General features: G+C 72.8%; 15 protein-coding genes. 9 read left to right on the top strand and 6 right to left on the bottom strand.

The features are described from left to right. The first annotated feature begins 40 nt into the window (after window positions 1-40). The 3 genes from DOO78_RS04905 to DOO78_RS04895 all read left to right on the top strand — a co-directional run bounded on the left by DOO78_RS04905 (window position 41) and on the right by DOO78_RS04895 (window position 3390). Entirely contained in the window at window positions 41-1018 is a 978-nt protein-coding gene (locus tag DOO78_RS04905; protein ID WP_111468598.1) for a bifunctional enoyl-CoA hydratase/phosphate acetyltransferase, read from the top strand. Window positions 1019-1189: 171 nt separating this feature from the next. Next, window positions 1190-2344, top strand: a complete 1155-nt coding sequence (locus DOO78_RS04900) for a zinc-binding dehydrogenase (RefSeq protein WP_111468597.1) — start codon at window positions 1190-1192, stop codon at window positions 2342-2344. 116 nt (window positions 2345-2460) lie between these two features. Next, window positions 2461-3390 (top strand): 1-phosphofructokinase family hexose kinase, encoded by a 930-nt coding sequence (locus tag DOO78_RS04895; RefSeq protein WP_111468596.1) that lies wholly within the window; start codon window positions 2461-2463, stop codon window positions 3388-3390. Between the two features lie 28 nt (window positions 3391-3418). Here the strand turns inward: DOO78_RS04895 and DOO78_RS04890 are convergent, their stop codons facing one another. The 4 genes from DOO78_RS04890 to DOO78_RS04880 form a co-directional block, all read right to left on the bottom strand. Next, a complete protein-coding gene (locus DOO78_RS04890) occupies window positions 3419-3691 on the bottom strand; it encodes a hypothetical protein (RefSeq protein WP_128079999.1) in 273 nt (90 codons plus the stop codon). A gap of 107 nt (window positions 3692-3798) precedes the next feature. Then, window positions 3799-4257, bottom strand: a complete 459-nt coding sequence (locus DOO78_RS04885) for an acyl-CoA thioesterase (RefSeq protein WP_165838721.1) — start codon at window positions 4255-4257, stop codon at window positions 3799-3801. Window positions 4258-4267: 10 nt separating this feature from the next. Then, window positions 4268-4618 (bottom strand): hypothetical protein, encoded by a 351-nt coding sequence (locus DOO78_RS27360; RefSeq protein WP_165838720.1) that lies wholly within the window; start codon window positions 4616-4618, stop codon window positions 4268-4270. 26 nt (window positions 4619-4644) lie between these two features. Beyond that, window positions 4645-5352: an RraA family protein gene (locus tag DOO78_RS04880; protein WP_111468593.1), complete on the bottom strand. Its 708-nt coding sequence runs from the start codon at window positions 5350-5352 to the stop codon at window positions 4645-4647. 183 nt (window positions 5353-5535) lie between these two features. On the opposite strand from DOO78_RS04880, the gene DOO78_RS04875 reads away from it, so the two are divergent. The 4 genes from DOO78_RS04875 to DOO78_RS04860 all read left to right on the top strand — a co-directional run bounded on the left by DOO78_RS04875 (window position 5536) and on the right by DOO78_RS04860 (window position 10493). Next, window positions 5536-6936 carry a carbohydrate porin gene (locus DOO78_RS04875; RefSeq protein WP_111468592.1) on the top strand — a complete coding sequence of 467 codons (1401 nt, stop codon included), beginning with the start codon at window positions 5536-5538 and terminating at the stop codon, window positions 6934-6936. A gap of 99 nt (window positions 6937-7035) precedes the next feature. Next, window positions 7036-7335: a type II toxin-antitoxin system Phd/YefM family antitoxin gene (locus DOO78_RS04870; RefSeq protein WP_111468591.1), complete on the top strand. Its 300-nt coding sequence runs from the start codon at window positions 7036-7038 to the stop codon at window positions 7333-7335. A gap of 33 nt (window positions 7336-7368) precedes the next feature. Beyond that, on the top strand, window positions 7369-9177 hold the full coding sequence (locus tag DOO78_RS04865; protein WP_111468590.1) for an ABC-F family ATP-binding cassette domain-containing protein: 1809 nt from the start codon (window positions 7369-7371) through the stop codon (window positions 9175-9177). A gap of 86 nt (window positions 9178-9263) precedes the next feature. Beyond that, on the top strand, window positions 9264-10493 hold the full coding sequence (locus DOO78_RS04860; RefSeq protein WP_111468589.1) for an ABC transporter substrate-binding protein: 1230 nt from the start codon (window positions 9264-9266) through the stop codon (window positions 10491-10493). Window positions 10494-10547: 54 nt separating this feature from the next. Here DOO78_RS04860 and DOO78_RS04855 read toward each other — a convergent pair whose 3' ends face one another. Beyond that, window positions 10548-11399, bottom strand: coding sequence for an alpha/beta fold hydrolase (locus tag DOO78_RS04855; protein ID WP_111468588.1), 852 nt, complete (start codon window positions 11397-11399; stop codon window positions 10548-10550). 181 nt (window positions 11400-11580) lie between these two features. Here DOO78_RS04855 and DOO78_RS04850 point away from each other — a divergent pair, with 181 nt between their 5' ends. Both DOO78_RS04850 and DOO78_RS04845 read left to right on the top strand, forming a co-directional pair. Further along, window positions 11581-12564 carry a Bug family tripartite tricarboxylate transporter substrate binding protein gene (locus tag DOO78_RS04850; protein WP_111468587.1) on the top strand — a complete coding sequence of 328 codons (984 nt, stop codon included), beginning with the start codon at window positions 11581-11583 and terminating at the stop codon, window positions 12562-12564. A 92-nt stretch (window positions 12565-12656) separates the two neighbouring features. After that, window positions 12657-13640, top strand: coding sequence for a Bug family tripartite tricarboxylate transporter substrate binding protein (locus DOO78_RS04845; protein WP_165838719.1), 984 nt, complete (start codon window positions 12657-12659; stop codon window positions 13638-13640). Between the two features lie 121 nt (window positions 13641-13761). Here DOO78_RS04845 and DOO78_RS04840 read toward each other — a convergent pair whose 3' ends face one another. After that, on the bottom strand, window positions 13762-14763 hold the full coding sequence (locus DOO78_RS04840; RefSeq protein WP_111468585.1) for a VOC family protein: 1002 nt from the start codon (window positions 14761-14763) through the stop codon (window positions 13762-13764). Window positions 14764-14795 lie beyond the last annotated feature (32 nt).

Below are 14795 nucleotides of genomic sequence, written 5' to 3'. Positions count from 1 at the left end.
GGTGTTCCCAAGCGCACCGGATCCGTTCTAGGCATGCGGCATGGCCGATGCAGCACAGGCTTCCGCACGGGACAAGGCACGGGACGCGGCAGAGGACAAGCTGGTGCAGCTTGTCCGTCGCGCCGCCCAGGCGGGCCCCGCCATGCCCTGCGCCGTGGTCCATCCGGTCGATGCCGCGAGCCTCTCCGGCGCGCTCGAGGCGGCGGCGGCGGCGTTGATCCAGCCGATCCTGGTCGGGCCGGCGGCCCGCATCCGCGCCGCCGCGGCCGAGGCCGGGCTCGACCTGTCCGCCATGGCGATCGAGGACGTCCCGCACAGCCATGCCGCGGCCGAGCGCGCCGTCGCCCTGGTGCATGACGGCCGCGCCGCCGCGCTGCTGAAGGGCAGCCTGCACACCGACGAGCTGATGGCGGCGGTGGTGGCGCGCGATGCCGGGCTGCGCACCGAGCGGCGCATCAGCCATTGCTTCATCCTCGACGTGCCGCGCTACCACAAGCCGCTGGTCGTCACCGACGCGGCCATCAACATCGAGCCGGATCTCGAGACCAAGGCCGACATCGCCCGCAACGCCATCGATCTCTGCCGCGCCCTCGGCATCGCCCGGCCGAAGCTCGCCGTGCTGGCCGCGGTCGAGGTGGTGACCCCGAAGCAGCCGGCGACGCTCGATGCGGCGGCGCTCTCCAAGATGGCGGATCGCGGCCAGATCGAGGGCGGGATCGTCGACGGGCCGCTCGCCTTCGACAACGCCATCAGCCTCGAGGCGGCGCATGCCAAGCACCTGGAGAGCCCGGTTGCGGGCGATCCGGACATCCTGCTGGTGCCGGACCTGACCTCGGGCAACATGCTGGCCAAGCAGCTGCAATACCTGGCCGGGGCGGAGAGCGCCGGCGTCGTGGTCGGGGCGCGGGTGCCGATCGCGCTGACCAGCCGCGCCGAGGGGTCGCGCGCGCGCCTCGCCTCCTGCGCCGTCATGCGGCTCGCGGTCGGGATGCGGGTGACGCGGCACGGCAACGATTGAGGCCGCGGCCGCGCGAGGCGTCCGTCATGTGGCCGCATGGGCGATCACGGGGGGGTCGCAAGGGCGGATGACGGCGTTTCCGCCCCGCGGCGTTCTGCTCTAGCCTCGCCTGGCAACCGGCATCGGGCGCGCCACCGGCCGCGCCCCGGCGGCCGGAGCGGGAGGAACCAGATGGGCAATATCCGTGTCGCCACCTTCGCCGGCCCCGGCGCCAGCCCGGAGATCCGCGAGGTGCCCTGGCCGAAGGTGGGCCGCAAGGCGGCGCTGATCCAGATCGGCGCCTGCGGCGTCTGCGGCACCGACCTGCACATCCTGAAGGGGCATTGGCCGAAGCCCCTGCCCTGGCCCTTCACCCTGGGGCACGAGATGACCGGCATCGTCCGGGAGATCGGGCCGGAGCTGAAGACGGACTGGATGGACCTGCCGATCACGGTGGGATCGAAGATCATGATCCCGCCCTTCATGCCCTGCGGGTCCTGCTACTACTGCAAGCACTACCCGGAGCACGCCAACCGCTGCCAGACGCCGGTCTATTACGGGCGCTATCTCGGCTTCGACAAGCCGCCGCATCTCTGGGGCGGCTGGGCGGAATACGTCTATGTCGATCTCGAGGACCTGCCGGGCACCAAGATCTATCGCCTGCCGGACGACATGCCGCTCCGCCTCGGCGCCCTCTCGGAGCCGCTGACCTCCTGCATCCGCGGCTTCGCCCGCGCCCAGCGGACGGGCGGCTTCAAATGGGGCGACACGGTCGTCATCCAGGGCACCGGTCCGATCGGCATCCTCGCCATCGCCGCGGCGCGCGAGATGGGGGCGGGCCGGGTGATCGCGGTCGGGGCGCCGGAGACGCCGCGCCTGGCGCTCGCGCGCCGCTTCGGTGCCGAGGCGACGGTGAACATCGAGGACTACCCCTCCGCCGAGGCCCGCATCGCCCGGGTGCGGGAGATCGTCGGCGGCTATGGCGCCGACCTCATCATGGACTGCACCGGCCACCCCACGGCGGGGCCGGAGGGCATCGAGATGCTGCGCGACAGCGGCGTCTACATTGAGATGGGGCAGTTCACCGATGCCGGCGCCATCATGACCAACTGGCACCGCTTCGTGGCCAAGGACATCACCATCCACGGCTCCTGGGCCTTCACCGCGAACGACCTGGCGCTTGGCGTGCAGATGCTGAGCCATGCGCGCGACCGCTATCCCTGGTATGAGATGCAGACGCTCTATCCCTTCGATGCGGATGGTGTCTCGCGCGCCGTGGCGGATGCGATGGCGATGCGCACGGTGAAGAGCACCATCGTGCCCTTCCCCGAATTGCTGGAGGCCTGAGTCCGGCGCGCCTCGGCGCCCTCCGGCCGGGCCGCTCGCCGGCCGGGCCGCTCGCCGGCCGGGCCGAAGGGTTTTTGCTTTTGCATTGCAGCAGGATGTCGCTAGCCTTGCCCGATATGTCCCGCCGCATCGTCACGCTCACGCCGAACCCGACCGTCGACGTCGCCTCCGATGCGGAGATGGTGCGGGCGGTGCGCAAGACCCGCACGCGGAACGAGCGCTTCGACCCGGGCGGCGGCGGCGTCAACGTCTCGCGCGTGGTGAGCGAGCTCGGCGGCGACACGCTGGCGATCATCCTCGCCGGCGGCCTGGCGGGCGCGCTGCTCGAGCAATTGCTCGAAGAGCAGGGCCTGCCGCGCCGGACCATCCCGATCGCCGGCCGCACCCGCATGAGCCTCACGGTCAACGATCTCTCGACGCGGCACGAATACCGCTTCGTCCCCGAGGGGCCGGAAGTGACCGAGCCGGAATGGCGCGCCGCGCTCCAGGCGGTCGAGGAGGAGCCGGGCGACTGGATCGTCGGCAGCGGCAGCCTGCCGCGTGGCATCCCGGACGATTTCTATGTCGAGCTCGCCGGGATCGCCCGGCGGCAGGGACGCCGCATCGTGCTCGACACCAGCGGCGCGCCCTTGCGCGCGGCGCTCGGCCACGGCTTGGCGCTCATCAAGCCGAGCCGCGGCGAGTTCGAGACGCTGGTCGGCCGGCCGCTGAACACGCCCCGGGCGCTGAACGAGGCGGCGCTCGACCTGGTGCGCCAGGGCGCGGCGGAGCTCATCGCCGTCTCGCTCGGGCAGGAGGGCGCGCTGCTGGCCGAGCGGGAGGGCGTGCTGCGCCTGCGGGCGCTCGACGTGCCGGCGCTCGGCGCGGTCGGCGCCGGCGACAGCTTCCTCGCCGCCATGGTGCTGAAGCTGTCGGAGGGGGAGAGCCCGCGCGAGGCCTTCGCCTGGGGCATGGCGGCCGGCGCCGCGGCGGTGATGCGGCCCGGCACGGCGCAACCGCGGCGCGCCGATGTGGAGGCGTTGCGGCGGCAGATCGGGGCGCTCTGAGCACCCGCCCGCAGCCCGGGCCTGCGCGTCAGGCCTCGCTGCGTTCCCGCACGAAGGGGCCCTCCTGGGCCGGCACCAGGCAATGCGCGCACAACACGCAGGGATCGAGCCGGTGATCGCCCCGGCGGCGCAGGAAGCCCCGCGTCACGCCCAGCAATTCGCGGCCCTGCCCGCGCACCGCGTCCTTGCGCCAGAAGCCCGTGCCGCTGCCGCGGCATTCCGGGCAGGTGATCCTGGCGCAGATGTCGAGGTCGCTCACCATGCTGCCCGTGTGCGTCCCGCCCAGGGGAGGCCCGCGCATCGAGCCCCCGCGGCGCCGATCTGACGCCGGGAAGATTGCTGAAATATTTCAAGGACGCCAGGATATCGCAAGCTTGACTGCGCGGCCCCCCGGCCTCGCCGGGCCTCTCAGCCCCGGCGGGCGAGAGCGAGGCGGCGGGCGGGCCGGCCGGTGCTGCACACCGCGAAACGGGCCAGGACATCCTCTGGCCAGGTCGTGACCCGCCGCCGCCCGAGATCGATGCAGAGATAGAGCACCTCGTTCTCGGCGGCGAGCCAGCCCTCACCGGCATGGTACATCCGGTGCACCGCCAGAAGGCGCTTGCCGTCATAGCCCAGCACCTCGCTGGTGCAGGCGAGCGGCATGCCCACATGCACCTCCCGCACGTAATTCACCCAGGCCTCGGCCGCGAAGGTGCCGAGGCCCCGGGCGCGGAAGGGCGCGCCGAGGCCGAGCTCGGGCCAGAGCTGATCGGTCGCGATGTCGAACACGACCATGTAGAAGCCCATGTTCATATGGCCGTTGTTGTCCACCCAATCGGGGCGGACCTCGGCGAGCGGCGGCGGCAGGGTGGTCGGTTCGGTCATCGGCTCCTCGTCATCGGCAGGCCGGATAGGCCAGCCAGCCCAGGATGCGCCCGTCGGGCGCCTCGACGCGCCGGGCATCGGCGCAGCGGCGCTCCAGGAAGAAGGCGGGCGCGGCGGCATCGGGGGGCGGCGCATCGGCCAGGGGCGCGCGGGAGGCGACCCGGCCGGCGATGGCGACGCAGTCCTCGGTCCCGCCGTCCTGGCGCAGCCGGACCCGGACGCGGCCCTCCGCCTCGCTCTCGGCGGCGAAGGCGTCGGGCAGCCCGGCCAGGCAGGCCTGCAGGGCCGGCAGCAGCGCGGGCAGCCGCGTCGTCCAGGTGTCGGCGGCGGCTGGCGGGGACAGGCCGAGAAGCACGGCCATGGCTGCCGCCCTGCCCGGCCCCGGCGTCAGTGGATCTCGTCCGCCCGTGCCAGGGCTTCCTTCAGGGTCTGGATGTTGAAATCGTCCCGCTTGGCCATCTCGAGGATCACCGCCTCGCGCCGCGCGATCAGGTCGATGGCGGCCGGCAGCTGGCGCACCGCATCGGCGGGGATGACGACGGCGCCGTGGCGGTCGGCATGCACCACGTCGTCATGCATCACCGGCATGCCGTGGACGATCACGTCGCGGCCGAAATCCACCATGTGCACATGCGCGTGGCTCGGATTCACCATGCCGCCGATGATCTGGAAGCCCGGCGCCAGCATGTCGAGGTCCCGGAAGGAGCCGCTGGTCACGCAGCCGAGGCAGTTGAGGCCCTTGTGCACCGCCGTGTTGACCTCGCCCCAGAAGGCGCCGAAGCCGGGCGTCTCGTCGAGATCCTCGATCACGACGATGGTCGGCAGGTCGGCATCGGCGACGTATTCGTACCAGCCGATGCGGGCGGCGCGGTCCTGCTCCTTGCTGCGGCCGGAGGGGGCGGCGGCGCGGATCTGGCCGGTCCGGGCCAGGCCGCAGATCGGCGGCAGGGAGGGATCGGCGCAGACGAAGGGCTGCAGGGTGAAGCCGCGCCCCCGCCGGGCCGGGATGACGAGTTCCATCGCGTTGCAGATGGTGGGCGTGTCCCAACGCCGCAGCAGCTCCAGGTCCGCGCGGATGAAGGGGCGGTCGACCATGGTTTGCATCCTCCCGGAAGGGCCGAAGCATCGGTGACGTGGGGCTGCCGGTCAAATACTCCCGCCAGCCTCCGGCCGATGGCAGCGCCGCCCGCGCATGACGGTTCCGCGACACCTGCGGCGCCCGGCTTGCCGCCGGCCGCGCCCCTCCCTTAACAGCCACGGCAAGGATGCGGGGATGGCATGCGGGCGGGGTGGTGGAAGGGCTGCCTGATGGCGGCCGGGCTGGTCGCAACGGCGCTGCCGCCGACCGCGGCGCAGGCCCAGCGCGGCATCGCGGGGCCGATCTATCAGCCCAATATCGACGCGCTGGTCGAGGGCGGCGAGGCGTGGCTGGAGCGGCTGGAGGCGCAGGGCTGGTTCCTGCGCGGCCAGTTCACCGGCATCGTCCAGGCGCATCCCGGCTTCCGCTCGCCCTATCGTGGCGAGGCGAGCCTCAGCCCGAAGGACGAGACGCGGAACACCCAGTCGATCGACCTCGTGCTCGGCCGCCGGCTCTGGGACAATGCCGAGATCGTCGCGGTGCCCACCCTGACCCGGGGCTACGGCCTCAGCAACTCGGTGGGCGTCGCCAGCTTCCCAAATGGCGAGGCCTTCCGGCTCGGCTCGCGCGACCCGACGCTCTGGCTCTCGCGGCTCTTCCTCCGCCAGACGCTCGACCTCTCCGGGGACACGGTCCTCGGCACCGATCCCGACCCGATGCGCTTTACCGGGCCGCTGGCGCGCGAGCGGATCACCCTCACCATCGGCCGGGTCTCGGTCTGGGACTTCTTCGACGACAACCGCTACGCCCATGACGCCCGGACGCAGTTCATGTCCTGGGGGCTGGTCGGCACCGGCGCCTTCGACTTCGCCGCCGATGCGCGCGGCTTCACCGACGGCCTGGTCGCGGAATGGGAGGATGGCCGCTCGGCGGTGCGGGCAGGCGCCTTCCGCGTCGCCCGCGATGCCAACTCCCTGGCGCTGGAGCCGCGCTGGTTCACCGGCTGGCAGGCGCTGCTCCAGCTCGAACGCGGCTGGTCGGCGAACGGCCGCCCGGGCATGGTCCGCCTGCTCGGCGGCCTGTCGCGGCCCCGCTCGGCGCGCTGGGACCAGCTCACCGCGGCGCAGCTCGCGGGCGAGACCGAGACCGGCGCGCTCCGGGCCTTCCGCACCAAGCAGATGGCGGCGCTCAACCTGGAGCAGGAACTGACCGATAGCCTCGGCGCCTTCGCCCGGCTCGGCTGGAACAACGGGCGCGAGCAGAACTGGATGTTCACCGAGATGGACTGGTCCGTCTCCGCCGGCCTGTCCCTGACCGGGCTCGGCTGGGAGCGGCCTGGCGACACGGTTGGCCTCGCCTTCAACCTGGGCGGCCTCTCCCCGGGCCATCGCCGCTTCCTCGCGGCGGGCGGGATCGGCTTCATCACCGGCGACGGCCGCCTGAATTACGCGCCGGAGACGGTGGTGGAGACCTATTACGACCTGCGCCTGGCGCCGGGCCTCAACCTCGCGGCCAATGCCCAGCTAGTCGTCAACCCGGCCTACAACGCCGATCGCGGCCCGGTTCCGGTGCTCGGGCTGCGGCTGCACGCCGCCTTCTGAGCCGGGATCTCCCGCCGGGTGGTTGAGCGCCGGGCGCCGCATCGCAATCTCCCAGACGGAAGGGCCGTCCGCCGGACGGCCAGGCAGGGGGCAGGCGGGATGGCCGGATGGCGGGCAGAGGAGGATGCGGCGATCCGCGCCGGCGCCGTGGAGAACCCCGCCCCCGGCCTGGAAGGCCAGCCGCGCCTCGACATGGGCGTGATCGAGGCGGCGGTGCCGAGGCTGCTCGACCATGCGGCGGGCGGGCCGGTGGTGCTGACCCGGCATGGGACGGAGGCCTTCGTGCTGCTGCCGCTCGATATCTGGCGGCAGGTCTGGGCCGCGGTCCCGCGCCCGCCAGTGATCGATCCGGTGATCGACATGGCGCCGCCGGGCGCGAGGCCCGACGGGGAGGCTTGACGCGGCGCCTTCGCCGCCCCCCTCTGCCGCGGCATGGCGCCGCCCCTTCTCATCCTTCAGGACATCCACCTCCATCTCGGCACCACGCCGCTGCTCACCGGGGCCGACCTGGCGATCGGCGCCGGGGATCGCCTCGCCCTGGTCGGCCGCAACGGCTCGGGCAAGTCCACCCTGCTGCGGATCGCGGCGGGCGCGGTGCAGCCGGAGGCGGGCAGCCGCTTCCTGCAGCCCGGCGCCACGCTCCGCACCCTGCCGCAGGAGCCGGATTTCGGCGCGGCCGCCACGGTCTGGGAGCATGTCGAGGCGGGGCTCGGCCCGGCCGACGACCCGCACCGGGCGCGCTGGCTGCTGGCCGAGCTGGGCCTGACCGGCGAGGAGGCGCCGGCCCGGCTCTCGGGCGGCGAGGCGCGGCGGGCGGCGCTGGCGCAGGTGCTCGCCCCCTCCCCCGACATCCTGCTGCTGGACGAGCCGACCAACCATCTCGACCTGCCGGCCATCGCCTGGCTGGAGGCGGAGCTGGCGCAGTTCCGCGGCGCCCTCGTCCTCATCAGCCATGACCGGCGCTTCCTGGAGCGGCTGTCCCGCGCCATGGTCTGGCTGGACCGCGGCACCACCCGGCGGCTGGAGCAGGGCTTCGCCGGCTTCGAGGCCTGGCGCGACCAGGTGCTGGAGGAGGAGGAGCGGGAGGCGCACAAGCTCGACCGGAAGATCGTCCGGGAGGAGCACTGGATGCGCTACGGCGTCACCGCCCGCCGCAAGCGCAACATGCGCCGGGTCGGCGAGCTGGCGGCGCTGCGGCAGAGGCGGCGGGAGGCGCTGAAGGCGACCGGCACGGTGCGCATGGCGGCGACCGAGGCCGAGGGCAGCGGCAGCCTGGTCGCCCAGGCCGAGGGCCTCTCGAAATCCTTCGGCGGCGTGCCGGTGGTGCACGACTTCAGCACCCGGATCCTGCGGCGCGACCGGGTCGGCATCGTCGGCCCGAACGGCGCCGGCAAGACCACGCTGCTCAACCTGCTGACCGGCGCCCTGGCGCCCGATGCCGGCACGGTGCGGCTCGGCACCGGCCTTGCCATGGTCACCCTGGACCAGAAGCGCGAGAGCCTCGACCCGGCGCTCAGCCTGCAGGCGGTGCTGACCGGCGGCAGCGGCGACCAGGTGGAGGTCGGCGGCCAGCGGCGGCACGTGATCGGCTACATGAAGGATTTCCTCTTCCTCCCCGACCAGGCGCGCACCGCGGTCGGCGTGCTCTCGGGCGGCGAGCGCGGCCGGCTGATGCTGGCGCGCGCCCTGGCGCGCCCCTCCAACCTGCTGGTCCTCGACGAGCCGACCAACGATCTCGACCTCGAGACGCTCGACCTGCTGGAGGAGCTGCTCGCCGAATATCAGGGCACGGTGCTGGTGGTCAGCCACGACCGCGACTTCCTCGACCGGGTCTGCACCAGCGTCATCGTCAGCGAGGGCGAGGGACGCTGGCAGGAATATGCCGGCGGCTATGCCGACATGGTGGCGCAGCGCGGCCGCGGGGTGGAGGCGAAGCCGCTCGCCGCGCCGGAGCGCCCGGCGGCCCGGGCGTCGGAACCGGCCGCGGCGCCGGCCGCGAAGCGCAAGCTCAGCTTCCGGCAGCAGCACGCGCTGGAAGCGCTGCCGGGGCGCATGGCGGCGCTGGAGAAGGAGATCGGCACGCTGCGCACGGCGCTCGCCGTGCCCGATCTCTATGCCCGCGACCGCGCCCGCTTCGAGCGCTTCACCGCGGCGCTCGGCGAGAAGGAGGCGGCGCTGGCGGCGGCCGAGGAGGAGTGGCTGGAGCTCGAACTGCTGCGCGAGGAGATCGAGGCCGGCTGATCCCGACGCCCCGCGGGCTTGCCCGGTTCCCGCCGCCCGGCGTTTCGGTCTAGCCTCCACCCGGTCCGGACACCCGGGAGGAAACAATGCAGGCAACCCGTCGCGGCCTCATGGCCGCCAGCACCGCAATCGGCCTCGGCGGCGCCCTCCCCCGTGCCCGCGCGCAGGGGCGGCCCAAGATCAGGATCGGCGTGCTGAACGACCAGTCCGGCCCCTATCGCGACACCTCCGGCCTCACCTCCATCGCCTGCGTCGAGCAGGCGGTGCAGGATTTCGGCGACCGTGGCTTCGATATCGAGGTGCTGCGCGCCGACCACCAGAACAAGCCCGATATCGGCGCGACCCTGGCGCGGCAATGGATCGATCGCGACGGCGTCGACGTCATCGCCGATGTGCCGACCTCCTCGGTGGCGCTCGCCGTCGCCGAGGTCTGCCGGCAGAAGGACCGCGTCCATCTCAATGCCAGCGCGACCTCCGTGGCGCTGACCGGCGAGCAGTGCAGCCCGAACACCATCGTCTGGAGCTTCGACACCTACATGATGGCCGCCTCCACTGGCGGCGCCATGGTCAAGGCGGGCGGCGACAGCTGGTTCTTCCTCACCGCCGACTACGCCTTCGGCCACAGCCTCGAGGAGCAGACGACGCTGAAGGTGAAGGCGGCGGGCGGCACGGTGAAGGGCGCCGCCCGCTACCCCTTCCCCGACACCGCGGATTTCTCCGGCTTCATCATGCGGGCGATGAGCAGCGGCGCGAAGGTGATCGGCCTGGCCAATGCCGGGCTCGACACGGTGAACAGCGTGAAGCAGTGCTACGAATTTGGCGCCATGCAGCGCGGCATGAAGGTGGCGCCGCTGCTGATGTTCCTCAGCGACGTGAAGGCGCTCGGCCTCGACATCGCCCAGGGCCTGGTGCTGACCGAGAGCTTCTACTGGGACCTCAACGACCGGACGCGCCGCTTCGCCGAGAAGATCGCCGCGCGCACGCCGAACAACTGGCCGGCGCAGTCGCATGCCAGCGCCTATGGCGGCGCACTGCACTACCTGAAGGCGGTGGCCGATCTGGGGCCGGCGGAGGCGAAGCGGAGCGGCGCCGCGACGGTCGCCCGCATGAAGGCGATGCCCACCGATGACGACGCCTTCGGGCCGGGCCGCATCCGCGAGGACGGGCGCGGGCTGTTCCCGGCCTATCTCTTCCAGGTGAAGAAGCCCTCCGAGAGCAAGGCGCCCTGGGACCTCTACACGCTGCTCTCCACCCTGCCGGCCGAGCAGGCGGCACGGCCGCTCGCCGAGACCGGCTGCAGGATGATCCGCGCCTGAGCCGGGATGCGCCGCGCCGGGGCCGCCATGCCCCGGCGCTGGCCGCCCCGCGCATCAGCCCGTGGCGTCGAGACTCCAGCGGCCGCGCTCGACGGTCGAGAGGAAGGCCGCGACCTCGCGGTTGAAGGCGGCGGGCTCCTCGAGGTTGATGGCATGGCCGGTGCGCGGGCACATCCAGAGCCCGGCATTCGGCAGCACGCCCTTCAGCCAGACATTGGTCTCGATGCAGGGCCCGTCCTCGTCGCCGACCGCGAGCAGGGTCGGCACCCGCATGCGGCGCAGCTCCGGCTCCCAGTCGAAGATCGAGTCGCGCTCGCCCTGGTAGTGCTTCATGGTCAGGCCGGTGCCCGGGCCGGAATGCTCGGCCAGCCGCTCCATATAGGCGGCCCAGCCGCGCGGGTCCTTCTTGCGGAGCTGGATGCGCGTCGGCGCGTTGCCCGTCTCCTCCGCCAGCTCGCCCGGCCAGCCCTGCGCGATGAGCTTGTCGCCGCGCGCCTGGCAGGCGGCGCGGAACGCCGCCTGCTCCTGCCGCGGCGAGCCGGAGCCGGCGCCGGCCGGCACCAGCGACACCGCCATCTCGGGGTGCCGGATGCCGAAGAGCAGCGCCGCGAAGCCGCCCATCGACAGGCCGACGACATGCGCCTTCGGGATGCCGAGATGCCGCAGCACCGCGACGGCATCCTTCACCGCGAAATCCTGGCCGTAGAGGCGCGGGTCGGTGGGCACCTCGGAGGGCGGATAGCCGCGCGCGGCATAGGTGACGCAGCGGTATTCGCGGGAGAAGAAGCGGACCTGGTCCTCCCATTCCCGGTGGTCGGCGCCGAATTCATGGATGAACAGGATCGGGTGGCCGGTGCCCGTCTCCTCGTACCAGAGGCGCGCGCCGTCCGAAGGGGCATAGGGCATTCGCTGTTTCCTCCTGCCGGAGCGGATCCCGATCAGCGGGAGAGCGCTCCGGCCATTGGCGGCCATCCTGCACCCGAAAGCCCGGCCTGCCAGCCCCTCGGCGCCATCCGGCGCCGGCTGGGCGAGGCCGGGCCGGCGCCGTTATGCTGGGCAACAAACCGCACCGGGAGGACCAGCCGCCATGCCGCCATCGATCCTGCATCGGAGATCCCTGCTGCTGGCCGCTGCCGGCGCGGCGACCCTGCGCCGCGCCGCGGCCCAGGCGCCCTGGCCGAACCGGCCGATGCGCATGATCATCCCCTGGCCGCCCGGCCAGTCCACCGACTTGCAGGGCCGGCTCGTGGCGCAGCTGCTGACCGAGCGGCTCGGCCAGAACGTGGTGCCGGAGAACCGCTCCGGCGCCGGCGGCCAGATCGGCACGGATTACGTGGCGAAATCGGCGCCCGACGGCAACACGCTGCTCGCCGCCTCGATCGGGCCGATCACCTTCAGCCCGCTGGTGCAGCGCACGCCCTATGTGGTCGCGCGCGACTTCGTGCCGATCGCCTGCTACGGCATCTCGCCCTACATGCTGCTGGTCCGGCCGGATTTCCCGGCCCCGGACGCCCGTAGCTTCGTCGCCGCCATGCGCGCGGCGCCGGGGAAGTACAGCTACGCCTCCTCCGGCATCGGCGGCGCGCAGCACCTGCTGACCGCGGTGTTCAACGCCCAGGCAGGCATCGATGCGCTGCACGTGCCCTTCCAGGGCAGCGGCCCGGCCATGGCGGCCTTCCTCGGCGGCCAGGTGGACTACGCGATCGAGACCATCGCCGCCGCCGGGCCGCTGGTGCGGCAGGGCGCGCTCCGGCCGCTCGGCATCACCACCGCGAAGCCGAGCGGCCTGCTGCCGGGCGTGCCGCCGCTCGCCAGCGCCGCCGACCTGCCGGGCTACGACATCGGCGGTTGGAACGGGTTGATGGTGCCGACGGGCACGCCGCAGCCGATCCTCGACCGGTTGCTGGCGGAGGTGCTGGCCGGCTTCGCCACCAGCGAGGTCAAGGAGCGTTTCCTCGGCATCGGCGTCGAGCTGGCGCCGATCGGGCCCGAGGGCTTCCGCAGGCTGCTGGCCGCCGAGGCGACGCTGTTCGGGCCGGTGATCCGCCAGCTCGGCATCCGCGCCGAATGAGGCCGCCGCGCCGGGCCCAGGGGCCGATCGCGACTTGGCAGCCCGGGCCCGTGCGGGCCAAAAGCCCGGTTGGAAGGAAGGACATCGCCAGGATGCAACGCCGGACCCTCATGCTTGCCACGGCGGGCCTCGCCCTGCCTGCGCTTCTCCGCCTGCCCCGGGCCCGGGCGCAGGGCGACTATCCGAACCATCCGGTGCGCATGGTGGTGCCCTGGCCGCCCGGCCAGGCGACGGACCTGATGGCCCGGGTCGCGGCGCAGCAGATCGCCGCGCAATGGGGCCAGCCGGTGGTGCCGGAGAACCGCGCCGGCGCCGGCGGCATGATCGGCACCGATGCGGTCGCCAAGGCGGCACCCGATGGCTACACGATCCTCGCCGCCTCGACCGGGCCGATCACCACGGCGCCGCTGGTCCAGCGCACGCCCTACGACCCGGAGAAGGATTTCGCGCCGGTCGCGATGATCGGCCTCTCGCCCTATGTGCTGGCCGTGACGCCGAAATTCCCGGCCAAGGACGCCGCCGAATTCGTCGCGCGAGTGCGGGCCGAGCCGGGCAAATACACCTATGCCTCCTCCGGCACCGGGGCGGCGGCGCATCTGATCAGCCTGATGTTCCTCTCCGCCGCCAAACTGGACACCGTGCACGTGCCCTTCCAGGGCAGTGGCCCGGCGCTCACCGCGGTCATGGCCGGACAGGTGGATTTCGCCATCGACACCCTGGCCGCGACCGGGCCGCTGGTGCGGCAGGGCGGGCTGCGGGCGCTCGGCATCTCGCTCGCCGCCGGCAGCGAGCTGGCGCCGGACATGCCGCCGCTCGAGAAGGCCGCGGAGCTGGCGCATTTCGATGTCGGCGCCTTCGGCGGCTACATGGTGCCGGCCGGCACGCCCGCCCCGGTCATCCAGCGCCTGGCGGCGGAGACGAAGCAGGCGCTCGGCGCGGCCGAGGTCCGGCAGCGCCTCGCCAGCATCGGCTTCCAGCCGCTGCACCGCGACACGGCCGAGTTCACCGCCTTCCTCAAGACCCACCGCGAGGAATTCCGCAAGGTCATCGTCGAGAACAAGCTCCAGGTGGACTGATACGGGCGGCCGTTGCTGGTGCCCCATCAACGGCCCCCATGGGCAGTCCCCTTGGCGCCGGGCGCGAACCTCCGGTTCGCCTGGGCCTTCGCGCCACTGGCCGCGCCTATACTGGCCGCGCCTATTCCGCCGCGCGGGCCTGGTCCCACCAGGGGCACTCGCCGGGCATCAGCCGATGGTTGCCCGGCAACACCTGCACCGGCGCCCGCTCGCCATCGGCGGCCGCCTGCAGCCGCAGCCGCCGCGCCTCGGCCCGCATCGCCTCGCTGCCCCATTGCCGCTCATGCCCCCAGAGGCTGGGGCCGGACCGCATCTCGACCGGCTGCCAGGTGGCGGGATCCACCTGCCGGCCGCCCCAGCCATATTCGATCATGAAGCCGCCCGGGGTGCGGGCGTAGAAGCTGGTCATCAGGTCGTTGGTGTGCCGCCCGAGGCTGGTCGCCACCCGCCCCTCCGCCAGCATCGCCAGGTCGTAGCCCTGCCCGACATCGTCGAGCTGGAACAGCTCCACCATCAGGTGGTGCAGCCCGGCCTGCCCCGTCTCGATCAGCGCCAGGGAGTGATGCCGCGGATTCACGTGCAGGAAATAGGCGTGGAACGGGTTGGTGACGTAGTCGGAGACGCGGAAGCCGAGCAGGTCGCGGTAGAAGGGCAGCGCCGCCGCCATGCGCGGCACCGTCAGCACCGCATGGCCCATGCCGAGCGCCCCGGTGCGGAAGCCGCTGATGCAGCGCCCCGGGCGGAAGGGCTCCGGCGTGCTCTCGGCGCCATGCACCAGCTCGAGCCGGTTGCCGAGCGGGTCCTCGGTGACCACCAGCCCGGCGACCCGGCGCTGCGCAGCGAGCGCGGCGTCGCCCCGGGCGACGGGGAGGCCGGCGGCCTCCAGCCGCGCCGCCAGCGCCTCCAGCGCCGCCGCATCCGCCACCTCCCAGCCGAAGAACCGCGCCCCGTCCCGCGCGCCGGGCAGGACCACCAGGCGCTGCCGGCGGTCATCCATGCGGAAGACGAGCTGGGCGGCGCTGCGCTCGGCCAGTTGCAGGCCGAGGAAGCCGGTGCCGTAGCCCGCCCAGTCCTCCGGGCAGCGCGCCTCGATGCCGACATAGCCGAGCGCCTGGATGCTCATCCCTGTCCTCCCCGCGCCGCGCCGGCGCAGCC

The sequence above is a fragment of the Roseicella frigidaeris genome (genome assembly GCF_003258945.1).
GTDB classification, from domain to species: domain Bacteria; phylum Pseudomonadota; class Alphaproteobacteria; order Acetobacterales; family Acetobacteraceae; genus Paracraurococcus; species Paracraurococcus frigidaeris.
The sequence above is the reverse complement of the archived record's forward strand: the minus strand, read 5'-3'. Positions and strand labels throughout refer to the sequence as shown.